This window comes from Pseudomonas sp. R3-56 (genome assembly GCF_051132075.1).
In the GTDB taxonomy this organism is placed as follows: Bacteria; Pseudomonadota; Gammaproteobacteria; order Pseudomonadales; family Pseudomonadaceae; genus Aquipseudomonas.
Genome location: NZ_CP071657.1, coordinates 234,226 through 257,891, shown reverse-complemented (window position 1 = coordinate 257,891; position 23,666 = coordinate 234,226). Strand labels below are relative to the sequence as shown.

Genomic DNA, 23,666 nt, shown 5'->3' with positions numbered 1-23,666 from the left:
GGTTATCGACCGAGACTTTTTGACCATGCCGCTATCCCAAGCCAAGAATCTGTCCCTGATCGCTGCCATAGACCTGGGCTCCAACAGCTTTCACATGGTCGTCGCCAAGGCCCAGAACGGGGAAATCCGCATTCTTGAGCGACTCGGCGAGAAGGTCCAGCTGGCCGCCGGTATCGACGAAGAACGTCAACTGAGCGAAGAATCCATCCAGCGCGGCCTTGACTGCCTCAAACGGTTTGCCCAACTGATCAACGGCATGCCCCTGGGCGCGGTGCGCATCGTCGGCACCAATGCCCTGCGCGAGGCGCGCAACCGCGGCGAATTCATCCGGCGCGCCGAAGAGATCCTCGGCCATCCGGTGGAAGTCATCTCCGGCCGTGAAGAGGCCCGCCTGATCTACCTGGGTGTTTCCCACACCCTGGCGGACACCCCAGGCAAGCGCCTGGTGGCGGACATCGGCGGCGGTAGTACCGAATTCATCATCGGCCAGCGCTTCGAACCACTGTTGCGCGAGAGCCTGCAGATGGGTTGCGTCAGCTTCACTCAGCGCTACTTCCGCGACGGCAAGATCACCCCGGCCCGCTACGCCCAGGCCTACACGGCGGCGCGCCTGGAAATCATGAGCATCGAGCACGCGCTGCACCGCCTGACCTGGGATGAAGCCATCGGCTCCTCGGGCACCATTCGCGCCATCGGCCTGGCACTCAAGGCTGGCGGCCATGGCAGCGGCGAGGTCAACGCCGAAGGCCTGGCCTGGCTCAAGCGCAAAGTGTTCAAGCTGGGCGAATCGGACAAGATCGACTTCGAAGGTATCAAGCCTGATCGCCGGGCGATTTTCCCGGCGGGCCTGGCGATTCTCGAGGCGATTTTTGACGCCCTCGAACTGCAACGCATGGACCACTGCGAAGGTGCCCTGCGTGAGGGCGTGCTCTACGACCTGCTGGGGCGCCATCATCACGAAGACGTCCGCGAGCGCACCCTCGGCTCGCTCATGGAGCGTTACCACGTCGATCAGGAACAGGCGGCGCGGGTCGAGCGCAAGGCCCTGCACGCGTTCGACCAGGTAGCCGACGACTGGGACCTGAACGACGGTGTCTGGCGCGAACTGCTGGGCTGGGCCGCCAAGGTGCACGAAGTCGGCCTGGACATCGCCCACTACCATTACCACAAGCACGGCGCCTACCTGATCGAGCACTCGGACCTGGCGGGTTTCTCTCGCGAGGACCAGCAGATGCTTGCGCTACTGGTGCGTGGTCACCGGCGCAATATTCCCAAGGATAAATTCGCCGAGTTCGGCGATGACGGCATCAAGCTGATCCGCTTGTGCGTGCTGTTGCGCTTCGCAATCCTCTTCCACCACATCCGCGGCACCCAGGAAATGCCCCAGGTAACCCTGCATGCCAATGGAGATCAACTGGACGTGATATTCCCGGACGGCTGGCTGGAAGAAAACCAACTGACCCAGGCCGACTTCGCCCAGGAAGCGGAATGGCTGACCCGGGTTGGGATTGTGTTGAATATTCACTGATCGGCACAACGGCACGCTCCCCCGTGGCGAGGGAGCTTGCTCCCGCTCGACTGCGCAGCAGTCGCAGGATCTGCCTGAGATGCAAGTTTTCCTGATACACCGAGCTGAATGGCTTCAGGGCTGCTGCGCCCGAAGCGTCGGACCGACCCAGCGGGAGCAAGCTCCCTCGCCACAAAAGCTGAGCCTGCCTCCAGGCGTTAACGAACCGCCAAAACCGGGCTGCTAAGCCGATCCAGCAAGGTCGCCTGGGCACTGCGCGGGTTCTGGTTGCCGGTCGGCGTGTTGCGGATGTAACGGCCGTCCGACTGCAGGCTCCAACTGTGGGTGTTGTCGGTGAGGTAGCTTTCCAGCTCTTTCTTGACCCGCAGGATCAGCTTCTTGCCCTCCACCGGGAAGCAGGTCTCGACACGCTTGTCGAGGTTGCGCTCCATCCAGTCGGCACTGGAGAGGAACATTTGCTCCTCGCCGCCATTGAGGAAATAGAACACCCGCGTGTGCTCCAGGAAGCGCCCGATGATCGAGCGCACATGGATGTTGTGGGACACCCCCGGAATGCCAGGCCGCAGGCAGCACATGCCGCGTACCACCAGGTCGATGCGCACGCCCGACTGGCTGGCCTTGTAGAGCGCGCGAATGATCTTCGGATCAGTCAGCGAGTTGAATTTGGCGATGATGTGCGCGGGCTTGCCGTCCAGGGCGAACTGGGTTTCCCGGGCGATCATGTCGAGCATGCCCTTTTTCAGGGTGAACGGCGCATGCAGCAATTTTTTCATGCGCAGCGTCTTGCCCATGCCGATCAGTTGGCTGAACAGCTTGCCGACGTCCTCGCACAGCGCATCATCCGAGGTCAGCAGGCTGTAGTCGGTATACAGCCGAGCGTTGGCTGCATGATAGTTGCCGGTGCCCAAGTGCGCGTAGCGCACAATCTCGCCGGCCTCGCGCCGCAGGATGAGCATCATCTTGGCGTGGGTCTTGTAGCCAACCACGCCGTAGATCACCACCGCGCCGGCCGCTTGCAGGCGGCTGGCCAGTTGCAGGTTGGATTCTTCGTCGAAACGCGCACGCAATTCGATCACCGCGGTGACTTCCTTGCCGTTTCGCGCCGCGTCCACCAGGGCGTCGACGATCTCCGAGTTGGCGCCGCTGCGGTACAACGTCTGGCGCACCGCCAATACGTGGGGATCCTTGGCGGCCTGGCGCAGCAAGTCGACCACCGGTGTGAACGACTCGAAGGGGTGCAGCAGGAGGATGTCCTGCTTGCTGACCACACTGAAAATGTTCTCGCTGTTTTGCAGCAGTTTCGGAATCTGCGGCGTAAACGGCGAGTACTGAAGCTCCGGATGGCTGTCCAGGCCGGTGATGCTGAACAGCCGCGTCAGGTTCACCGGACCATTGACCTGATACAGCTCGGTCTCGTGCAGGTTGAACTGCTTGAGCAGGTAGTCGGACAGATGTTTCGGGCAGGTGTCAGCCACTTCCAGGCGCACCGCATCGCCGTAACGGCGGGAGAACAGCTCGCCGCGCAGGGCGCGGGCCAGGTCTTCGACGTCCTCGGTGTCCACCGACAGGTCGGCGTTACGGGTCAGGCGGAACTGGTAGCAGCCCTTGACCTTCATGCCCTGGAACAGGTCATCGGCATGGGCGTGGATCATTGACGACAGGAACACATAGTTGTCGCCAGGCCCGCCGACGTCTTCCGGCACGCGGATGATGCGCGGCAGCAGGCGCGGCGCCGGAATGATCGCAAGGCCGGAATCGCGGCCAAAGGCGTCAATGCCTTCCAGCTCGACGATGAAGTTCAGGCTCTTGTTTACCAGCAATGGAAACGGGTGCGTCGGGTCGAGGCCGATCGGGGTAATGATCGGGGCGATCTCGTCGCGGAAGTAACGGCGTACCCAGGTCTTGAGCTTGGTCGTCCAGTAGCGGCGACGGATGAAGCGGACCTGATGTTTTTCCAGCTCCGGCAGCAGGATGTCGTTGAGGATCGCGTACTGGCGGTCAACGTGGCCGTGTACCAGCTCGCTGATGCGCGCCAGGGCCTGGTGCGGTTGCAAGCCATCGGCACCGGCCTGCTCGCGGGCGAAGGTGATCTGTTTTTTCAGGCCGGCGACGCGAATCTCGAAGAACTCGTCCAGGTTGCTGGAAAAGATCAGCAAAAACTTCAGCCGCTCCAGCAGTGGATAGGACTCATCCAGTGCCTGCTCCAGCACGCGGATGTTGAATTGCAGTTGCGACAGCTCGCGGTGGATGTACAGGCTGCTGTCATCCAGGTTGGTGATCGCGATCGCCGGAGCAGGGGCCGGCTCGGGCACGGCCGCTGGAGCCGACTCCAGCTCCGGCGGCGTTTCGGCGGCTTGCTCGACCACGGGCTGAGCGTCTTTTACGGCAACTTCTGTGAGTCCTTCGGTATTCATCGCAAGTTCCTGGGAGGCTATTTCTGCTCTCGTAACAATTGGGCGGCGCGCACGGCAAAGTAGGTCAGGATGCCATCAGCACCCGCACGTTTGAAAGCGGTCAGGGACTCGAGAATCACCCCTTCGCTCAACCAGCCGTTCTGGATCGCGGCCATGTGCATCGCATACTCGCCGCTGACCTGATAAACAAAGGTCGGTACTTTGAATTCTTCCTTTACCCGGCAAAGAATGTCGAGATAAGGCATCCCCGGCTTGACCATGACCATGTCTGCGCCTTCTGACAAGTCGGCAGCCACTTCGTGCAAGGCTTCATGGGTGTTGGCCGGGTCCATCTGATAGGAGGCCTTGTTGGCCTTGCCCAGGTTCAGGGCCGAGCCGACCGCGTCGCGGAACGGACCGTAGTAGGCGCTGGCGTACTTGGCCGAGTAGGCCATGATGCGCACGTTGACATGGCCGGCCACTTCCAGGGCTTCGCGGATCGCCTGGATGCGACCGTCCATCATGTCGGATGGCGCCACGACCTGGGCCCCCGCTTCGGCGTGGGACAACGCTTGCCTGACCAGCGCATCGACGGTGATGTCGTTCTGCACGTAGCCTTCTTCGTCGAGAATGCCGTCCTGACCGTGCGTGGTAAACGGGTCCAGCGCTACGTCGGTGATCACGCCGAGCTCCGGGAAGCGCGCGCGCAGGGCACGGGTCGCGCGCTGGGCAATACCCTCGGGGTTCCAGGCTTCGGCGGCGTCCAGCGATTTGAGCGCTGGCGGGGTGACCGGGAACAGCGCCAGCGCCGGGATACCCAGTTCCACCCACTCGGCCGCCGCTTCGAGCAGCAAGTCGATGGTCAGGCGCTCCACGCCAGGCATCGACGCCACCGCTTCACGACGGTTCTCCCCGTCCAGTACGAACACCGGCAGGATCAGGTCATTGGTGGTCAGCACATTTTCACGCACCAGCCGACGGGAGAACTCATCACGGCGGTTGCGGCGCAGACGGGTGGCGGGGAACAGACGATTGGCGGGGGTAAAGCTCACGGCAGACTCCTGAGCCCGCAGACGGGCGAGCGTGACAGTTATAAGCGGTCATTATGACGAACGCATGACAGTTGTGCTGAAGCGCGACCACTAGTCGCAGTGATTGTCTTCTGTAGGAAATGTTCACGTCGAGACACATTTCGATACTTTCCTGAATGTGTCTGAAGGGTTAGGCTGCGCGTTCATTTCGCCAGCACCCAGACAATGCTCCAACAATTTCTGCATGACTTCGGCTACTTGGCCCTGTTTATCGGCACGTTCTTCGAAGGCGAAACCATCCTCGTGCTCGCAGGCTTCCTGGCGTTCCGTGGCTACATGGACATCAACCTGGTGGTGGTCGTGGCATTTTGCGGCAGCTACGCGGGCGATCAGCTGTGGTACTTCCTGGGCCGCAAACATGGTCGCAAGCTCCTGGCGCGCAAGCCGCGCTGGCAGTTGATGGGTGATCGCGCGCTGGAGCACATCCGCCGCCATCCGGACATCTGGGTACTGAGCTTTCGCTTCGTCTACGGTTTGCGCACGGTGATGCCGGTGGCGATCGGCCTCTCTGGCTATCCACCGGGCCGCTACCTGCTGCTCAACGGTATCGGCGCGGCGATCTGGGCCACGGCCCTGGCAGCTGCCGCGTACCACTTTGGCGCGGTGCTCGAAGGCATGCTGGGCAGCATCAAGAAGTACGAACTGTGGGTACTTGGCGCCCTGCTGGTTCTGGGCTTGGGCCTATGGCTGCGTCGACGCATCAAGAACGCACGGCTGGCCAGACAAGTCCTTGCGGCGGAACGTCTCGAACAAGCCAAGTCCGCCGAGACTACGACGCCAGGCGAGTAAGACGGTTGCGGCAATAGTACAAGCCGATGCCACTGATCAGGCTGTAGCTGAGCAAGCCAACCCAGGCCACCGGGCTGGCCGGCCATAACCCGGCCAGCGGCGCCAGCCACACCAGCGGCAGGTTCGCAGCCAGGCGCAAAAGCTCAAGCCTCAGCGCCCACGGGCGATTCTCCAGGGCCGCGCCCAACACGAACAGACCCAACGCTACCGCTCCCCACCCCAACACCAGGGCAGTGGCCGGCAGGCTGTTTTCCAGGTTCATCAAATAACTGCCCAGGGCGATGTAGAGGCAAAACTGCAGCGCCACGTACCCTTGCTGGCGTCCGGCCAGGGGCACTTCGAATTTGCGGAACCGGCTCAGGTCCGGCTTGTTCAGCGGGTACCTTGCGGCCACATCGGCTGGCCGCCAACCGGTGGGCATGAACCAGATCCGCAGCTTGTCCCACCAGCGCTCGGCGCGCCGGGCATCGGCCCACAGTTGCGCATAGAACTGCAGATTGGCCCACAACGGATTCCAGCTCGCCAGTGGCGTGGTCACGCCGAAAATGACCGGCTCGTTGTCGTCCTCTTCCTGGAAGGTGCCAAACAGACGGTCCCAAATAATGAACACGCCGCCGTAGTTGCGATCCATGTAGAGAGGGTTCTGTGCATGGTGGGCACGATGATTGGATGGCGTGACGAAGCACCACTCCAGCCAGCCGAGCTTGGGGATGTGCTGGGTATGCACCCAGAACTGATAAAGCAGGTTCAACGCCGCGACACTGACGAACACCAGCAGCGGCACGCCCAGCACCGCCAGCGGCAGGTAGAAGATCCAGCTCAGCAGGAAACCGGTGCTGGTCTGGCGCAACGCCGTGGAGAGGTTGTAGTCCTCGCTCTGGTGGTGCACCGAATGGGCGGCCCAGAGGATGTTGCGCTCGTGGCCCAAGCGGTGCAGCCAGTAGTAGCAGAAGTCATAGAACACAAAGGCGAATACCCAGGTCCAGGCCTGGTCGGTCGGCCATTGAAAGACCGCCAGATGCTCCAGGGCAAAGGCATAGGTCACCAGGCCCACGCCCTTGGTCAACAACCCCGTCGTGGTCGACAGCACACCGGTGCTCAAGCTGTTGATCGCGTCCGCCAGGCGATAGTGGCTCACGCCACGCCAGCGATCGGCCAGCAACTCGACGGCAATCAACACGAAGAAAAACGGCACGGCATACAGGATGAAATTCATGACGCGACCCGGGCATGCAAGGCAGGAAGGAGCTGGCAGATTAGGTTTAGCTGCCGGATCCCCCTATGGCAACGAGTGACAAATTAGTAGACATTTAACGCCATGAATCTGGAGAAAAGCCCATGAGCAAAAAAGTTGCAGTGATCCTTTCCGGCTGTGGCGTGTACGACGGCGCAGAGATCCACGAAAGCGTGATCACTTTGCTGCGTCTCGACCAGCGCGGCGCGCAGGTCCAGTGTTTCGCCCCCAACATCGCCCAATTGCATGTCATCAATCACCTGACCGGTGAGGAAATGCCCGAGAGCCGCAACGTGTTGGTGGAATCGGCGCGCATCGCCCGGGGAAATGTGAAAGACCTGCGCGAAGCCAGGGCCGAGGACTTTGATGCGCTGATCGTGCCCGGCGGCTTCGGCTCGGCGAAAAACCTCTCCAACTTTGCCGTCGAAGGCGCCGGTTGCAGCGTCCAGCCGCAAGTCCTGGCGTTGACCGAAGCCTTCGCCGAGGCCGGCAAGCCGGTTGGGCTGATCTGCATCTCACCGGCCCTGGCGGCGAAAATCTACGGCCCGGGGGTGACCTGCACCATCGGCACGGACGCCGACACCGCCGCTGCCGTGACCAAGATGGGCGGGACTCATGAAGAGTGCCTGGTCACCGATATCGTCGAAGACACCGCGCGCAAGCTGGTCAGCACCCCCGCCTACATGCTGGCGCAGAACATCAGCGAAGCGGCTTCGGGAATCAACAAGCTGGTGGACCGGGTGCTGGAGCTGACGCACGAGAACGATGAGTGACCACACACAATCAACTGTGGGAGCGAGCTTGCTCGCGATGGCGTCAACTCAGTCGCATAAGTGCTGACTGACACACCGCTATCGCGAGCAAGCTCGCTCCCACAGGGAATCGGACACATTCAGGAGATTCGAGACAACCGCGTCAATATCCGATCCAGCGCATTGGCAAATCCCTGCTTGTCCCGCTCGCTGTACGCCGCCGGGCCACCGCCCATGTGGCCCTGTTCCCGCAAGTCGGTGAACAGGTTGCGCACTGCCAGTCGATCGCCCATGTTTTGCGCGTCGAACTCCTTGCCCCTCGGGTCAAGGGCTGCGACGCCTTTCTTTACCAGGCGGTCGGCCAGCGGCACGTCGCTGCAGATCACCAGTTCACCCGGGACGGCATGCTCCACCAGATAATCGTCCGCCGCATCAGGCCCGCTGGGCACCACGATCAGCTTCACCAGAGCCAGGCCCGGCTTGATCTGCGGCTGCCCGGCCACCAGTACTACTTCAAACTGGCGCTTCAAGGCGAACTTGACCACCAGGTCCTTAGCGGCCTTGGGGCAGGCGTCGGCGTCGATCCATACACGCATCGGGTTATTCCTCTTCAAAAGCTTCGCGAGCGGGCTCGCTCCCACAGTGGATAGCCTACCTCCTGCGGGAGCGAGCCGGCTCGCGAAATGACTTCAGGAAACCTGCACCCGACGTTTCTCCGCCACCCAGCTGCGCCCGTACAGGACAACGATCGCGATGATCGCTACCGCCTGGGCCGCCAGGGAATAAGCATCGGCATGGATGCCCAGCCAGTCGAACTCGAAGAACGCCACCGGCCGCGTGCCGAAGATTCCGGCTTCCTGCAAGGCCTTCACGCCATGGCCGGCAAACACCACCGACAACGCACACAGCAAAGCGGCGTTGATGCTGAAGAACAGCGCCAGCGGCAATTTCGCCGAGCCGCGCAAGATCACCCAGGCCAGTCCCACCAGCAGCACCAGCGCCGTCGCGCCGCCGGCCAACACCGCGTCATGGCCGGCCGGGCCGGCCTGCAGCCACAGGGTTTCGTAGAACAGGATCACCTCGAACAGCTCCCGATAGACCGAGAAAAATGCCAGGATCGCGAAACCGAAACGGCCTCCGCCGCCGACCAGGCTGCTCTTGATGTAATCCTGCCAGGCCGCCGCGTGGCGCCGGTCGTGCATCCACACACCCAACCACAGCACCATCACGCTGGCGAACAACGCCGTCGCGCCTTCGAGCATTTCACGCTGCGCGCCACTGACATCGATTACGTATGCGGCGAGCGCCCAGGTCGCCAGGCCGGCCAGCAGCGCCAGGCCCCAGCCAACGTTGACGCTGCGCACCGCCGACTGCTGGCCAGTGTTGCGCAAGAACGCCAGGATCGCCGCCAGGACCAGGATCGCTTCCAGGCCTTCGCGCAGCAGGATCAGCAAGCCCGAAATGTAGCTCAGCGACCAGCTCAAGCCATCGCCACCGAGCAGGCCGGCGGACTCTTTCAACTTGGCCTTGGCCGCGTCCAAGCGTTGCTCGGCCTGCTCGACCGGCAAACCGTCCTGCAAGGACTGACGGTAGGCCATCAAGGCCTTCTCGGTATCTTTACGGACGTTGGCGTCGACATTGTCCAGTGAGCTTTCCACCAGCTCGAAGCCTTCCAGGTACGCCGCCACCGACAAGTCGTAGGCCTGGTCGTGGTCACCTGTGCGATACGCCGCGATGCTCTTGTCCAGGGTAGCGGCGGTGTAGTCAAGCAACTGCGCCGGGCCGCGCTGCACCTGCGGTGGCTGGGCGCGCTGGGCGCGGAACGTCGCCGCTGCCGCGGCCCCCTGGGCGGCGAGGACTTCGGCCGGGGTCTGGCGGGCCAGGTCGGCGAGGTTGAAGGCCTGCTCGCCCTTGGCCGCAGCCGGGTCGGCGCTGAAGCTGGCGATGTAGGTCGCCAGGTCCCAGCGCTGACGGTCGTCGAGCTGATCGGCGAAGGCCGGCATATCGGTGCCTTCGACGCCCATGCCCAGGGTGTTGTAGATCGCGTAGAGGCTCAGGCGATCCAGGCGCTGCCCGTCGCGCAGGTTCGAGGGCGGCGGCTCCAGGCCGACACCCGCCGGACCGTCGCCGGCACCGCTGTCACCATGGCACACCGAGCAGTTCTGGGCAAACAACGGCGCCCCGCGCGTCGGGTCCGGAGTGATCACCGGCGCCTGGCTGACCTCATAGGCTACGGCCAGCCTGGCCCCCAGCTGCCGCGCCAGACGGGCCACGTCAGCGCCGTCCTGGCGCTGGCTGATCGCACTGCGCAACGTACCGATGCCTTGCGTCAGCTCAGCTTTTTCCGGCTTGCCTGGCAGCGCGGCGACCAGCCCTTCCAGCACCTGAGTGAATTCCAGTTGCTCGCGGTATTCGGCATCGTCGATGACCTTCCCCGCGTCGACGGTCGCCGGGTAATCCGCCCCGATGTAATCCAGCAAGTGCAGCGCCTGTGGCGCGCCTTCAACAGTGTCAGCCAGCAGATCGGCACTGCAAAGCGCAAGCATTGGCAGCGCAATCCAGGCCAGAAAACGAAACGGGGCAGTCATGAATGACTCTCGATGGAAATAAGAAGTAACACATTGTTCACTTCCAATGCGCTTGGCTCAAGCACCGATGTGTTCCGGCCAAGCATTTTCATCGGATCTTCATGCTTTGAAGATGACATCACAAAAACATCATTTAGAAACTAAAAAGCCACTACATAGGCAAATCCACTGCTTATAATGCGCCGCCTTCTTATTAGAAGAAGGCATAAAAGCTCCTCTGGACTTGAGGAACCGACGGCGCAGAAGCGCCTGTCCGTGGATCGCCCCAGCCCGACCCGCACCCCCCGGCTGATACTCAGGGAAGAAGTGTTCATGGCATCCCGTGCTCTTTTCTCGGTCGCCCTCGGCGCGATCACCTTGCTGTCCGGCTGCTCGGCGTTTCGCAACTACGACAGCGAACTGGCCCAGACCAATCAGCAACTGGCCTCGGGCAACGTCGACGCGGCATTGACCCTGCTGGAAAAAAACAACACCAGCAAAGACAAAGACCTGCTCTATTTCTTCGAAAAGGGTGAGCTGCTGCGCGCCAAGGGCGACCTGTCCGGCAGCCAGACCGCCTGGACCAGCGCCGACCAGCAAGTCGGGCAGTGGGAAGACGCCGTCAAGCTCGATACCGCCAAGTACGTTGCGCAGTTCGGCAGTTTCCTGGTCAATGACAAAGTCCGGCGCTATGAGGGTTATGACTATGAAAAGGTCATGCTCACCACTCAGATGGCATTGAACCTGCTGGCGGTGAATGACTTCGACGGCGCACGGATGCAGATCAAGAAGACCCACGAGCGCGAAGCCGTGATCGCCGACCTGCGCGACAAGGAATACCTCAAGCGCGAGGAAGACGCGGAGAAACAGGGGGTCAAGACCGAATACAAGGACCTCAAGGGTTATCCGGTCTCCAGCCTTGACGCTCCTGAAGTGGTCAGCCTGAAAAACAGTTACCAGAGCGCGTTCAGCCATTACCTGGCAGGTTTCGTCTACGAAGCCCTGGGCGAGAAAGATCTGGCCGCGCCGGGTTATCGCAAGGCCGCCGAACTGCGCCCCAACACCCCGCTGCTGGAACAGGCGCTGCTCAACCTCGACAAGCCTGCCGCGAAGGACGACGACAGTGACGTCCTGATTGTGGTGCAGAGCGGCCTGGCGCCATCCCGTGACTCGATGCGAATCCCGCTGCCCTTGCCGATCAGCGGCAATGTGGTCATCACGCCATTGTCCTTCCCGCTGATCAAGCCGGACACCTCCACCGCGACCTTCGCCCAGATCGGCGTCGACGGTCGCCAGTTGGACCTGACCCAGCTCAACAGCACCACCGCCATGTCGCGCCGGGCGCTGCGCGACGACATGCCGGGGATCATCCTGCGCACGACCGTGCGGGCCATCACCCGTGGCGTCGCACAGAAACAGATCAACGAAACCAACCCGCTGGCCGGCCTGGCCGTGGGCATCACCTCGGCCGTGCTCGAAGGCGCCGACACCCGCACCTGGCGCACCTTGCCGGACTACACCCAAGTGGTGCGCCTGCGCCTGAAAAAGGGCGAACACCAGGTCACCCTGCCAAGCGCGGTAGGCGGCTCGGTGGTCAAGATCAAGGTTGATCAGCGTTACCAGGTCATCAGCCTGCGGGCGGTGGGCAGCCAGGTCTTCGCCGGCGGCCTCGCGGCCCAGGTGATCCCGAGCGCCAACCCGACCGCCATCGCCCTCAAGCAACCTTAAGAACGGAGTCTTGTTCACATGCGTTTAAAACTGATCGCCGTCGGCGCCCTGGCCTTGCTGGCCGGTTGCGCCACCCCACCACCACCGGAGCAGGGCACTGCCGCCAGCAAGGTCGTGGCGATGGGCAAGACAAAAAACATCGTGGTCGGCGCTATGCGCGTCGCCCGCGAAAACGGCTACATGACCGTCAACGTGCAGTTGAGCAATACCAGTTTCAATAACAAGACGATGTATTACCGCTTCGCCTGGCTGGGACCGGAAGGCTTCCCGATCGCCGAAGAGGAAAGCTGGAAAACCCTGACGCTGTATGGCGAACAGACCCGCTTCCTGCCGGCCATCGCACCGACGCCCAAGGCCGTGGACTTCCGTTTGGAAATCAATACCCCTTGAGGTGCTGGACCTGTGGGAGCGAGCTTGCTCGCGATAGCGTCGGGTCAGCCAGCGATGGAGTGAATGACACACAGCAATCGCGAGCAAGCTCGCTCCCACAGAAAAGCGCCTAGTGATTTCTACTCCTTTTTTCAGATTTTAGAGAGCACCAAAATGTTCCTACGCATCTCCTCCCTCGCCCTCGCCGCCCTGCTGGTCAGCGGCTGCGCCAACAACTCGCCGGTCCTGGGCAACAAGAACATCAGCTATGGCGACACCAAGGCCGTGGAAACCGTCACCAACGAATTCGGCTCCACTGACCTGCAGATGATCGCCGAGTCCATGACCCGCTCCCTCGCTCAGTCCGGCATCCTGCAGGGCCGTCCGGTGGTGCAGGTCTACGACGTGAAGAACAAGACCAGCGAGTACATCGATACTCGCGAGATCACTACCAGCATCAAGACCCAACTGATGAAAACCGGCGCGGCACGCTTTGCCAGTGACAACAATGCCATGGACAGCCAGGTCGACCAGCTCAAGCTGCAGAACCAGAGCGGCCTGTACAAAAAAAGCACAGTGGCCAAGACCGGCAACATGATCGCCGCCAAGTACCGCATCGAGGGTTCCATCAGCTCGATCGTCAAGCGCAGCGAAGACTACAAGGACGTCTTCTACAAATTCAGCCTGCAACTGATCGATGTTGAAAGCGGTCTGGCCGAATGGATGGACGAGAAAGAAATCCGCAAGACCACGGAGCGTTAAGCCATGCGTACATGGATCGGCATCATGGCCCTGGCCTGCGCATTCAGTGCGCAGGCGGCCCCAAGAGTCGCAGTGACTGACCTGGCGTACCAGCAACGCGTGGAAGAATACATCCACACCGTTTCCGCCCAGAGCAACTTCCGGGCGAACCCGTACAGCGCCAGCGCGTCGTCGAGCTACGAAGAGATGGAAGCGACCAGCAGCTACATCGAGCAAGGCGAACTGCGCAAGTTCACTGGCGACATCAAGGGCGAGATCCTGCGCAGCGGTATGTTCCAGCTGGTGCAGGGCACGCCGCACACCGCATCGTCCACGGGCGATGTCTATGACGTGATCAAGCGAATCAAGGCCGGGCATTTCAAGGGCGCCGACTATGTGCTGTTCGGCACCGTGTCGGACATCGATTTCACTCGGGACATCAACGAGCTGGGCACTGCCGACAGCTACTCGGCGGTGCTCGCACTGTCGCTGGTGGCGGATTTCAGCCTGATCAACACCAAGACCTATGAAATCACCTCGGCCTTCACCGCCATGGGCGAGGGCCAGGACACCAAGCTGTTGAACCACCGGGACGTGCGTATCAGCCTCAATCGTCCACGGGTCGTGCGCGAAGTGTCCAAGGCGTTGGGTGAAGACGTGGCGCGGCAGTTGAGCGAGCAGCTCGGTGGCCCGAGCCATGAACAGCCTGGCGAGCCGGTGCAGCGCAATAACCTGCCGAGGGATACCGCGCCGGTAATCCTGCGCTGAAGCGCATTGCCAGCTAAGTGCTTTCGTGGCGAGGGAGCTTGCTCCCGCTCGGTTGCGTAGCGAACGCCTCTTTTGGGGCTGCTACGCAGCCCAGCGGGAGCAAGCTCCCTCGCCACAAGAGCTCGCCTTCGCCACGGTAACTACACCGCAGCCCTGCGAATCGTCGCCAGCAGACCTGCCGCGCCAATGAACAGCCCGGCGAAGGTCCGGTTCATCCGCCGTTGCTGTTTCGGGGTACGCAACAGGCGCAAGACCTTGGATGCCAGCCCGGTGTACCCGGCCATGACAATGAGGTCGACGCAGATCATGGTCACGCCCAGGATCAGGTATTGCTTGACCAACGGGGCATGAGGATCGATGAACTGCGGCAGCACCGCGAGCATGAATACCAGCGCCTTGGGGTTGCTGACATTCACCAAGAAACCGCGAAACACCAAGGCCAGGGGTTTGCCGATGGGGCGCACCGCCGCGTCGTCGCTAAGGTCTGCGGGAATGGCCCGCCATTGCTTGACGCCCAGATAGACCAGGTACGCCACGCCGAACCACTTGATTGCGTAGAAGGCGGTAGCTGACGCGGTGAGAATCGCGCCAACACCGGCGGCGACAATCACGATCTGCAACGCCAGGCCCAATTGCAGGCCCAGGGCGTTCCAGTAGCCACGCCAGAAACCGTATTGCAGACCGCTGGACATCGATGCAATGGCACCGGCGCCCGGCGAAAGGCTGATGACCCAGCAGGCGGCGAAGAACGCCAGCCACGTTTCCAGCAACATCGCACACCTCGGCTCAGTTCCGTCGAAACGAATAAACTAATGCGCCGCCGTGCGGATAACCACCGTTTTTTTCAGAACCCGCCCAGGGATCGGACTATTCGACGAAACCGCCGACCGGAAACGCTTCGCTGCCGCGCCAGCGCCGGACCGAACGCTGGAAGAACAGGCTGTTGGGCACCTGCACCATGGAGCTGCCGGTACCGAGCTCCTCGGGTTCGATCAAGGTGGTGTAGAGCAGGTTGATCGCCACCACCCGCCCCTTGATGCCAGGCTTGTCGGTGGCCTCGACCAGCTCGACCACGTCACCCAGGCGGAACGGGCCGACGGTGTAGATCAGAATGGCGCAGAGCAGGTTCGACAGCACGCTCCAGATGGCGAAGAACGCCACCGCCGCAACGGCAACGAACCCCGACAGCGCGGTCCACAGCACCGTGGCCGAGACGCCGAGGCGTTCGAGCGCCACCAGTACCGCGCTGCCCATGATCAGCCAGCGCAGCACACCGCGCAGGATGATCACCAACTGGGACGGCAGTGGATAGCGCTCGCCGAGCCCGGTGAGGAAGCGCGCGACGACACGCTGGGCAACATAACCGACCAACAGAATCAGCAGGATTTGCACACCGAGCCAGATCGGCTCGATCCACATGACGGGTATAGGCAGGGACAACGCTTCCATCAGGACAACGCCTCCAGCTCCGCTTGCAGGTTTTCCAGCAACTCCAGGGCTTGCATCCACGCCTCCTCAAGTTCCGCTTCTCGAACTTTCAGCCTGGCCTGTTCAGCCAGCAGATCACGCAGCTCGTCCTTGCGCGCTGCCTCGTAGAGACCGCTGTCGCCAAGGCTGGTTTCGATTTTCTGCAGCTTTTCATGCAGCTTGCCCAACTCGGCTTCGAGCTTGTCGGCCTCGCGCTTGTGCGGCGCCAACTGCTGACGCAACGCTGCCGCGGCCTGGCGCTGGGCCTTCTTGTCGGTTTTGTCCGGGTTCACCGGGGTGCCGCTGACCGGTGCGTTGCGCTGGCGATATTCCACCAGCCAGCGCGCATAGTCTTCGAGATCGCCATCGAACTCCTCGACCTTGCCGTCGGCCACCAGGAAGAAATTGTCCGTGGTGCTCTTGAGCAAATGCCGGTCGTGGGAGACCACCAGCACCGCGCCGCTGAACTCTTGCAAGGCCATGGTCAGGGCCAGGCGCATTTCCAGGTCCAGGTGGTTGGTCGGCTCGTCGAGCAGCAACAGGTTCGGCCGGTCCCAGGCGATCAACGCCAGCGCCAGGCGCGCCTTCTCGCCACCGGAGAAATTCAGCACCGGCTCGTCGATACGCGCGCCGCGAAAGTCGAAACCACCGAGGAAATCGCGCAGAGTCTGTTCACGTTCGGTCGGCGCCAGGCGTTGCAGATGCAACAGCGGGCTGGCCTTGGCATCGAGCGAGTCCAACTGATGCTGGGCGAAGTAGCCGACCACCGTGTTTTCGCCGCGCGTCAGGCGTCCGGCCAAGGGCTGGAGCTCGCCAGAGAGGTTCTTGATCAGGGTCGACTTACCGGCACCGTTGGGCCCCAGCAGACCGATCCGCGCGCCTGGGGTCAGTTGCAGCTTGACCTTCTCCAGCACGGTCTTGTCGCCATAGCCCAGGCGCGCGTCGGACAGGTCGATCAGCGGACTGGAGATCTTGCTCGATTCGCGGAAGACAAAATCGAATGGTGAGTCGACGTGGGCCGCCGACAGTTCTTCCATCCGCTCCAGCGCCTTGATCCGGCTCTGGGCCTGGCGGGCCTTGGTAGCCTGGGCCTTGAAGCGGGCAATGTAGCTTTCCATGTGCGCACGTTGCGCCTGTTGCTTCTCGTAGGCCTGCTGTTGCTGGGCCAGACGTTCGGCACGGGCACGCTCGAAGGCACTGTAGCCACCGCGGTACAAGGTGAGCTTGCGCTGGTCGACATGAGCTACGTGATCCACCACGGCGTCGAGGAAGTCGCGGTCGTGGGAAATCAGCAGCAGTGTACCGGGGTAACTCTTGAGCCAGTCTTCGAGCCAGATGATCGCATCCAGATCCAGGTGGTTGGTCGGTTCGTCGAGCAGCAACAGGTCCGACGGACACATCAGGGCCTGCGCCAGGTTCAGGCGCATCCGCCAGCCACCGGAGAAGTCGCCGACCTGGCGATCCATCTGTTCGTTGGTAAAGCCCAGGCCGGCCAACAATTTACGTGCCCGGGCGTCCGCGGTGTAGCCGTCGGCGCTGTCGAGTTCCGAATGCAAGCGCGCCTGGGCGGCACCGTCATGGGCGGCTTCGGCCGCGGCGAGATCGCGTTGCACCTCACGCAGACGCAGGTCGCCATCGAGCACATAATTCACGGCCAGGCGCTCGAGTGTATCGACCTCCTGACGCATGTGGGCGATGCGCCAATCCGCCGGCAGGAAGCAATCGCCGGAGTCCGGGTGCAACTCGCCGCGCAGCAAAGCGAACAGGCTCGATTTGCCGGCGCCGTTGGCACCGATGAGGCCAGCTTTGTGGCCGGCGTGCAGGGTCAGCTCGGCGTCTTCTAGCAGACGTTGCGGGCCACGCTGTAAAGTCAGGTTCTGTAGTCGAATCATAATGGCGGCGGAGTCTACCAGCTTCGCTCGCAACTGGCGCGAGTAGCACGATGTCCTCTGATCTGTGGAGCTTTTCGATCAACCTTTATGCCAGGCCTGGCGTGGAAGCGGCGTGCCTGGCGTTGCAGGCAGAAGGCGCGAACGTCTGCCTGGTGCTTTGCGGGCTGTGGCTGGAACAACGCGGGGTAACCTGTGATGAGCAGAGGTTACAGCAGCTTCGGCACGTGGCCGGCCCCTGGGACGCAGCCGTCGTCCAGCCATTGCGGACGTTGCGCACACAATGGAAAGACCTCGCCCGCCAGGACGCCGGGCTGGGTAGCCTGCGCGAACAGATCAAGAAACTGGAGCTGGAAGCCGAACGACAATTGCTGGAGCGGCTGGAGGCCACGGCAGGGGACTGGCCCAAGGGCCAGGATGAAGCGACAGCGCAGTGGCTGCAGAGGCTGGTGGCGAATGCCGGCCAAACCAACCGCGACGCGCTGCATCGGCTGCGCGTCGCGGCAGTCACCCCTTAGGAAGCGCGGGGCGGAGTGGTGCTCGGCGCGGTGGTTACGCTTGGGTTCACCGCTGGCGCCGGCGTGCTGGTCGTTGGCGCAGGCGTCACTGCGGCCGCTGGTGCTGGCGCGGCAGGCTTGGCAACCGGAGCCGTCACCGGTTTTGCAGCAGCAGGCTTTTTCACGGCAGGCTTCGCAGCGGGTTTGGCTGCTGCGGGTTTTGCCACGGCCTTTACAGGTGCTTTGACGGGAGCCTTGGCAGCAGCAACCGGCTTGGCCGCCGATTTGACAGCAGGCTTGGCGGCAGCGGGTTTGGCAGCGGCAGCCTTGGCGGCCGGCTTCGCGGCAGCAGGTTTGGCCGCCGCTTTCGCAGCAGGCTTGGCAGCGGCGGTCTTCGTCGCAGCGGGTTTGGCAGCAGCGGTTTTAGCGGCAGGCTTGGCGGCAACTTTTGCGGCTGGTTTGGCGGCAACAGGCTTGGCAGCAGGAGCTTTAACGGCAGGCTTGGCAGCTGCTTTCACGGCCGGTTTTTTCGCCGCAGGTTTCGCAGCGCTGGCAGCGACTGGTTTTACGGCAGGTTTGGCAGCCGGCTTGGCGGCAACTTTGGCGACTGGCTTGACGGGCGCCTTGGCCGCAGTTTTCGCCGCGACAGGTTTAGCCGCTGGCTTCTTGGCCGATACAGCGGCAGGCTTGGCCGCGCGAAGGCTCAGCGCCTTGCTGGCGGCTTCTTGAACGCGACCGACACCTTGGGCCAGCTTCAGGCTTTCCTGGGCATCACGCTTGAGTTGCAGGATGTAGGCGCGGGTTTCGGATTGACGATCCTTCAAGGCATCGAGCAGGTCTTCGAGTTCCTTCACGGCATCCTTGGCCTTGGTTTGTGCCTTGGCCTTGCCGGCGGTTGCCGCGTCTTGCAGCTTGGTCCGCGACTTGTGCAGTTTTTCCTGCGCCTTGCCGCGTTGTTTTTCCAGCTTGGCGAGCAGTTTTTCAGCATCAGCCAGAGCTTGGGAGCAGGCATTTTCCAGATGCTCGAGCAAGCTGCCCGACAATTGTTGGAGCAAGTGCAACGGAGTGTTTACAGGCTTCTTGGTGGCCGACATGGTTTACCTCCTGACTGACGTGAGTGCGGCTCATACTAGACCTCTGCTGCAACCGCCGCTAGGGCATGTTGACACTACACAAGGCGTTGCGTTGCACGAGGCAAAAAATAGTCTGCAGCACTGCCAGGACAAATCGCTTTGAGCGTTATCGACACTGGCATAATCCCTAAAATCGAGGGCGGAGAACGTACACATGTCGCGTCACCTTTTTTTATTTCTTTGCATGGTTTGCTCCCTGGCTCAGGCCGCTGAAAAATCCGACGCCAACGACGGTCGCGACCTGGCCTACAGCCTCGGCGCCAGCCTGGGCGAGCGCCTGCGTCAGGACGTGCCGGACCTGGAGATCCAGGCGCTGGTCGAAGGCCTGCAGCAGGCTTATCTGGGTAAACCGTTGGCCCTGGCAGATGAACGCATCGAACGGATCCTGGCCGAACATCAGGCGCAACTCCTGGCGCAGTCGTCCACGCCGCAAACGCAAATGGCGCTGAAGAGCGAGCGGAAATTTCTCGATGAGGAAAAAGGCCGGCCGGGCGTCCAGCAATTGTCGGACGGCATCCTGCTGACCGAACTCAAGCCGGGCAGCGGCGCGAAGGCCGGCCCCCACGGCAAGGTCCAGGTGCGGTATGTCGGTCAATTGCCGGACGGCACCGTTTTCGATTCAAACCATCAGGCGCAGTGGTTCAATCTTGACAGCGTGATTGATGGGTGGCGCAGCGCACTGCCGCAGATGCCGGTGGGCGCGAAGTGGCGATTGGTGATTCCTTCGGCCTTGGCCTATGGCGCCGAAGGTGCCGGGGACGTGATTCCACCCTTCACGCCGCTGGTGTTCGAAATTGAATTGCTGGGCGCAACGACCTGAAGCCGTTAAACGAAAAACGGCGCGCAAAGCGCACCGTTTCCTGTCACCGCCAAGCCCTCAAGCCTGGGCGGTAGCCTCTTCCTTGTGGGCGTTGTGCAGCACCTCGATCAGGCAATCCTCCAGCTCGAAACGCTCATGCAACAAACCGCCCAGTTCCTTGAATTTTTCCGCTACGCATTTACCTTCATCACAGAGGTCATTGAAGGCCAACAGCTTCTCGGTGATGACATCGATGCGCGGATAAATCGTATCAGCCAGTTCCAGGCCGCGTTTGTCATTGAAGGCCTTGGCCTCGCCCGTCAGTTGCTCGTAGATCTCGAAATGACCGGCCGACACATAGTCCACCAGCACACCGCAAAATTCCTGCAAAGGCTTGCGACTTTCACTCAGTGCTTCAGGCTTGTCGCCAAGAGCATCATAGGCTCGAACCAGTTCATGACGCTCCTGCAACCAGCGGTCGATCAGCAGATGCACCCCACCCCAGCGTTCCTGAGCATTCTGACAACTTTCGAGCATGGTGATTTCTTCCCTTCTGAGTCACACCCCTCGCAGTCTGGAGCACACCTGGATGACCAGGAACGAGCCAGACACAACCAGATCGAGTGGCATGATTCCAATGATACGTGCCGGCCAGATTATGCCCGCACGACAACTGCTTCAAGGTACGCAGGCTATAAAGTTCATACAAGTGTTTGATCCAGCCTTCGGACCAACTGCGACGTCTCGTCGCCGAGCGGTGGCACCAGGGCATTCCAGGCCAGGCGCAGCAGCAGATAAGTCATCGAGATGAAGAGCGCGATAAAAAACAGCAGGCTCCATTCAGGGATGCTCAGACGAAACAGCGTCCAGGAGACGCTCGTGCAATCGATCGCTCCGTCAAGCGCGCGATGCATGGCGTGCCACCACAGATCGGCGCCCCTGAGCTTGGCGAGGCAGTCGGGCAACAGCTCGATCGAATCGCTCTGCGCAAGGACGTGGTACCACGCCAGCGCCAGCCCTCCCGAGACGAAGGCCACGCCCACCGCCGCATACACAACGCTAGCTCTCAGAGCCGGGCCATGCACGCAAGCGGCAAGACAGGTCATCAGGAGCAGCGTCAGGCATAACCGCTGCAAAATGCACAGGCTGCACGGGGTCAGACCGACCGCATATTCCAGATAAAACGTGATCCCCAAAACCAGAGCCGCGGCGATGGAAGCCAGGAGAAACAGAGAGCGAGAGCTGGCCAAAGACATGGCGGTTCCGTAACAGAAAAGACAAGCGGTTACGGTAGAGGAAAGCCCTCGGACCTTTCAAGACGAGGCGTTGCGGAGACTTCGTCAAAGATGTAAGGAATACCCGACAAGCACCACGAGACTTGGCGCAGCAGGCTGTAGGATTTTACTGAAGAGAGCTTCAGCGGCCGCATAACGGACCCAATTCACCCTCGACGGGATGGAAATGCGGCAAGGAAGCAAGCTTCCTCGCCACGATGATTCATTAGCAATTCAAGTGCTCGGAACCGGCAAGGGTGCCGCCAGCAAGCGCTCGTCCAGCAGTCCCAGCCCCTCTTGGAATAACTGGTTGCTGCGCTCCGCATCGCCCAGTTGCGCCAGCAAGCGGGCCAGTTCGGCACAAGCCTCAGGGTTGCGCTGGATGCGCAGGCTGCTTTCGAGATAATCCCGCGCCTTGCCCCACAAGCTGTTTTGCAAGCACAGACGCCCCAGCGTCAGGAGCAGGCTCGGGTCATTCGGATGCTCCTTGAGCCAGCCCTCGGCCGCTTGCAACTGGCGGCTCGGGTCAGCGCCGCGAACCAGTCCGTACAAACGCGCCAGGTGGCTGTCGTAGTGCCGCTTGAGCGCAACCCGCAATACCTCCTCAGCCTGCGCCTGGGCGCCCAGCTGACGAAGTTGCTCGGCATAGGCGAGCACCATTGCCGGTTCCTGGCGCTGGGCTGAGGTGAGCTGTTGCCAGGCCCGATCGAGCGATTGCAAGCCGACGCTTCCGTCAGCTTCGCGATGGGCAGCCAAGGTGAGGTTTTCACCCCAGGCCCGCCGTTCCAGCTCAGCCAGTTCGGCGGGCGGCAGGACCTTGTCCTTGCGCAGCTCCGGCAACAGCCGGATCACCGCCGACCAGTCACCGCGCTGCTGGTGCAAGCGCTGCAACTGACGCAGGGTCTGGGCATTGTGAGGATGGCGTTCATGCATGGCTTGCAGCGTGCTCAACGCACCGTCGGTGTCACCCCGGTCCGTCTGCAACTGGGCGTGAGTCAGCGCGATGGCCAGCTCGGCCTGGGGCTGCCGCTCCAGGGCGCGCTCAAGCAGACTGTCGCTTTGCTCATAGAGGCCTTGTTCATTGGCCGCGCGGGCGGCGCCGAGGTAATACAACAAGGGCTGGCGCTCGGCTTCGGCGGCGCGGTGAAGATGCCGCTGGGCGCTGGCCCAACGGCCTTCGGCCAGGTCCAGCTGGCCATGTTCGATTGCAACTTGTACGCGACGACTGCGGTTGCGTCGCGACCACGGGTTAACCACGCCAGTGGACGTGGTTACCAGCCCGACCAGAGCAAACACTGCGCGCCACAACAACCAGATCACCGCGATCAGTGCGAGGGTGACCCACAGGCCGGCTTCGTAGCGGAAGCTCTTGTACGCCACCAGCACGTAACCCGAATGCTCGGAAATCGCCACGCCCAGCAAGGCTGCGGCCGCGATGACCACGAACAGAATCACGTAGAGACGCTTCATGGCGCGGTCTCCTGCCCGCCCGCCTTGGGCAGCGGCTTGACCGAGTCTTCAGCATTCAGGTTGCGGCGCTCGAGGTAGGCCTGGACGGCGCTCAGGGTGCCGGTCAGGTCCGGCGTGACCACTGTCACTGGCAACTTGCTCAACTCGCCAACCCGCTCGAGCATGATCTTGCTTTGCGGGTTGTCCTGGTTGAAGTTGTTCCTGAGCACGTCACGCGCCTCGGCCAGCGCCTGGGTGTACACCGCCGCCTGACCATTGAGCGCGGCCCATTGCGCCTGCTCCAGCGCCAGGCTCAAGGCCAGGCGCACCTGGACCAGGCTCTGTCCGGCCAGGAGTGGACGGACGTTTTCATCGGCATTGAAATCGATGCGGATATAACGCGAGATCCGGTCCCACCACTGCGCCCAGCGACTGGCACCATCGCCGTCGCTCGTCAGTCCCAGCAGCGACTCGCCACGATCCTTGTATTCGGGCGCAAGCTCGGTCAGCTGCAGCACCTGGTCACGCAAGGCACCCAGTTGCAGGAACAGCCCGGTGCGATCCGGCTGCTCGGTGCTGCGCAGCGCAGCGAGGGTCTTGGCCAATTGTTCGCGGGCAGCGAACGAGCCCGGGTCGTTCTGCTCGCGCAGGATTTCATCGGCGCCCTGTACCAGTGCCTGGGCACTGCTGATGTCCTGCAGGGCGGAAAGACGCAGGCTGGCCAGGCGCAACAAATGCTCGGCTTCGGCCAGGCGCCAATCCTTGCGGCTGGCACCCAGCACGGTTTCCAGGCGCTGGTTGAGACGCTGCTGGTCGCCTTGCAACTGGGCAACCTGGCGGCGGCGCTCCTCCAGTTCTTCGGCCGGAGGCAATTGCTCGAGGCGCGCGCTCAGGCGTTGCTCATTGAGCTTGAGGCCCTGGGCCTGGTCATTGAGCGACTGGACCTGCGCGGATTGCTGCTGGGTGTTGGCTTGCAGATGACGCACTTGCCATACACCCCAGCCACCCACGGCGACGCCGGCAGCCCCCAACAACAACGCGACAATCGCCAGCCCGTTGCCGCGACGCGGTGCTATCGGCGGCGCCGTTTCAAGCGGCGCATCGAGCGCTGGCTGGTCCTGATCTTTTGGCAAGGCTGTTTCGCTCACGTATCCATCCTTTGCATTGGAAAACGGCACGGATTGTTCCCGTAATGCCG

The 23,666-nt window shown here is 62.1% G+C and carries 22 protein-coding genes; 9 read left to right on the top strand and 13 right to left on the bottom strand.

From position 1 onward, the window contains the following. Positions 1 to 25 precede the first annotated feature (25 nt). Entirely contained in the window at positions 26 to 1,528 is a 1,503-nt protein-coding gene (ppx, locus tag J3P96_RS01200; protein WP_434627199.1) for an exopolyphosphatase, read from the top strand. Between the two features lie 197 nt (positions 1,529 to 1,725). On the opposite strand, the gene ppk1 is transcribed toward ppx, so the two are convergent. Then, entirely contained in the window at positions 1,726 to 3,942 is a 2,217-nt protein-coding gene (gene ppk1, locus J3P96_RS01195) for a polyphosphate kinase 1 (RefSeq protein ID WP_434602202.1), read from the bottom strand. A gap of 17 nt (positions 3,943 to 3,959) precedes the next feature. Next, on the bottom strand, positions 3,960 to 4,973 hold the full coding sequence (gene hemB, locus J3P96_RS01190; protein ID WP_434571002.1) for a porphobilinogen synthase: 1,014 nt from the start codon (positions 4,971 to 4,973) through the stop codon (positions 3,960 to 3,962). Positions 4,974 to 5,177: 204 nt separating this feature from the next. On the opposite strand from hemB, the gene J3P96_RS01185 reads away from it, so the two are divergent. Further along, positions 5,178 to 5,801, top strand: a complete 624-nt coding sequence (locus J3P96_RS01185) for a DedA family protein (RefSeq protein WP_305498000.1) — start codon at positions 5,178 to 5,180, stop codon at positions 5,799 to 5,801. Here J3P96_RS01185 and J3P96_RS01180 read toward each other — a convergent pair. Beyond that, on the bottom strand, positions 5,782 to 7,017 hold the full coding sequence (locus J3P96_RS01180; protein ID WP_434654807.1) for a sterol desaturase family protein: 1,236 nt from the start codon (positions 7,015 to 7,017) through the stop codon (positions 5,782 to 5,784). The genes J3P96_RS01185 and J3P96_RS01180 overlap by 20 nt on opposite strands. A gap of 122 nt (positions 7,018 to 7,139) precedes the next feature. Between J3P96_RS01180 and elbB the strand changes: the two genes are divergently transcribed. Further along, positions 7,140 to 7,808, top strand: a complete 669-nt coding sequence (elbB, locus tag J3P96_RS01175; protein ID WP_434570998.1) for an isoprenoid biosynthesis glyoxalase ElbB — start codon at positions 7,140 to 7,142, stop codon at positions 7,806 to 7,808. A gap of 119 nt (positions 7,809 to 7,927) precedes the next feature. Here the strand turns inward: elbB and J3P96_RS01170 are convergent, their stop codons facing one another. Both J3P96_RS01170 and J3P96_RS01165 read right to left on the bottom strand, forming a co-directional pair. Beyond that, on the bottom strand, positions 7,928 to 8,383 hold the full coding sequence (locus J3P96_RS01170; RefSeq protein WP_434602204.1) for a YaiI/YqxD family protein: 456 nt from the start codon (positions 8,381 to 8,383) through the stop codon (positions 7,928 to 7,930). A 93-nt stretch (positions 8,384 to 8,476) separates the two neighbouring features. After that, positions 8,477 to 10,375 carry an FTR1 family protein gene (locus J3P96_RS01165; protein WP_434654805.1) on the bottom strand — a complete coding sequence of 633 codons (1,899 nt, stop codon included), beginning with the start codon at positions 10,373 to 10,375 and terminating at the stop codon, positions 8,477 to 8,479. Positions 10,376 to 10,687: 312 nt separating this feature from the next. Here J3P96_RS01165 and J3P96_RS01160 point away from each other — a divergent pair, with 312 nt between their 5' ends. The 4 genes from J3P96_RS01160 (at position 10,688) to J3P96_RS01145 (ending at position 13,960) form a co-directional block, all read left to right on the top strand. Continuing rightward, on the top strand, positions 10,688 to 12,082 hold the full coding sequence (locus tag J3P96_RS01160) for a COG3014 family protein (RefSeq protein WP_434654803.1): 1,395 nt from the start codon (positions 10,688 to 10,690) through the stop codon (positions 12,080 to 12,082). 18 nt (positions 12,083 to 12,100) lie between these two features. Further along, entirely contained in the window at positions 12,101 to 12,472 is a 372-nt protein-coding gene (locus tag J3P96_RS01155; RefSeq protein WP_434627189.1) for a DUF1425 domain-containing protein, read from the top strand. 153 nt (positions 12,473 to 12,625) lie between these two features. Beyond that, positions 12,626 to 13,213, top strand: a complete 588-nt coding sequence (lpoB, locus tag J3P96_RS01150) for a penicillin-binding protein activator LpoB (protein WP_305497989.1) — start codon at positions 12,626 to 12,628, stop codon at positions 13,211 to 13,213. Between the two features lie 3 nt (positions 13,214 to 13,216). Then, positions 13,217 to 13,960: a penicillin-binding protein activator LpoB gene (locus J3P96_RS01145; protein WP_434654801.1), complete on the top strand. Its 744-nt coding sequence runs from the start codon at positions 13,217 to 13,219 to the stop codon at positions 13,958 to 13,960. Between the two features lie 140 nt (positions 13,961 to 14,100). On the opposite strand, the gene rhtB is transcribed toward J3P96_RS01145, so the two are convergent. The 3 genes from rhtB to abc-f all read right to left on the bottom strand — a co-directional run bounded on the left by rhtB (position 14,101) and on the right by abc-f (position 17,319). Next, the gene (rhtB, locus tag J3P96_RS01140; RefSeq protein ID WP_434570989.1) at positions 14,101 to 14,733 is read right to left on the bottom strand and encodes a homoserine/homoserine lactone efflux protein; all 633 of its coding nucleotides are present in this window, start codon (positions 14,731 to 14,733) and stop codon (positions 14,101 to 14,103) included. 94 nt (positions 14,734 to 14,827) lie between these two features. Further along, positions 14,828 to 15,409 carry a mechanosensitive ion channel domain-containing protein gene (locus J3P96_RS01135; protein WP_434654799.1) on the bottom strand — a complete coding sequence of 194 codons (582 nt, stop codon included), beginning with the start codon at positions 15,407 to 15,409 and terminating at the stop codon, positions 14,828 to 14,830. Beyond that, positions 15,409 to 17,319: a ribosomal protection-like ABC-F family protein gene (abc-f, locus tag J3P96_RS01130; protein ID WP_434654797.1), complete on the bottom strand. Its 1,911-nt coding sequence runs from the start codon at positions 17,317 to 17,319 to the stop codon at positions 15,409 to 15,411. Before abc-f ends, J3P96_RS01135 begins: the two co-directional genes overlap by 1 nt. A 50-nt stretch (positions 17,320 to 17,369) precedes the next feature. Here abc-f and J3P96_RS01125 point away from each other — a divergent pair, with 50 nt between their 5' ends. After that, positions 17,370 to 17,834, top strand: coding sequence for a TIGR02444 family protein (locus tag J3P96_RS01125; protein WP_434602208.1), 465 nt, complete (start codon positions 17,370 to 17,372; stop codon positions 17,832 to 17,834). On the opposite strand, the gene J3P96_RS01120 is transcribed toward J3P96_RS01125, so the two are convergent. Beyond that, a complete protein-coding gene (locus tag J3P96_RS01120; RefSeq protein WP_434654794.1) occupies positions 17,831 to 18,907 on the bottom strand; it encodes an AlgP family protein in 1,077 nt (358 codons plus the stop codon). The genes J3P96_RS01125 and J3P96_RS01120 overlap by 4 nt on opposite strands. A gap of 193 nt (positions 18,908 to 19,100) precedes the next feature. Between J3P96_RS01120 and J3P96_RS01115 the strand changes: the two genes are divergently transcribed. Further along, complete coding sequence (locus J3P96_RS01115) at positions 19,101 to 19,766, top strand: FKBP-type peptidyl-prolyl cis-trans isomerase (protein ID WP_434654792.1); 666 nt, start codon at positions 19,101 to 19,103, stop codon at positions 19,764 to 19,766. Positions 19,767 to 19,823: 57 nt separating this feature from the next. Here J3P96_RS01115 and rsd read toward each other — a convergent pair whose 3' ends face one another. From rsd to J3P96_RS01095, 4 genes are all read right to left on the bottom strand, one after another. Next, the gene (rsd, locus tag J3P96_RS01110; protein ID WP_305497980.1) at positions 19,824 to 20,282 is read right to left on the bottom strand and encodes a sigma D regulator; all 459 of its coding nucleotides are present in this window, start codon (positions 20,280 to 20,282) and stop codon (positions 19,824 to 19,826) included. A gap of 164 nt (positions 20,283 to 20,446) precedes the next feature. Next, the gene (locus J3P96_RS01105) at positions 20,447 to 21,001 is read right to left on the bottom strand and encodes a disulfide bond formation protein B (protein ID WP_434654790.1); all 555 of its coding nucleotides are present in this window, start codon (positions 20,999 to 21,001) and stop codon (positions 20,447 to 20,449) included. Between the two features lie 252 nt (positions 21,002 to 21,253). Beyond that, positions 21,254 to 22,489 carry a heme biosynthesis protein HemY gene (locus J3P96_RS01100; RefSeq protein ID WP_434627172.1) on the bottom strand — a complete coding sequence of 412 codons (1,236 nt, stop codon included), beginning with the start codon at positions 22,487 to 22,489 and terminating at the stop codon, positions 21,254 to 21,256. After that, a complete protein-coding gene (locus tag J3P96_RS01095) occupies positions 22,486 to 23,616 on the bottom strand; it encodes a uroporphyrinogen-III C-methyltransferase (RefSeq protein ID WP_434574331.1) in 1,131 nt (376 codons plus the stop codon). Before J3P96_RS01095 ends, J3P96_RS01100 begins: the two co-directional genes overlap by 4 nt. Positions 23,617 to 23,666 lie beyond the last annotated feature (50 nt).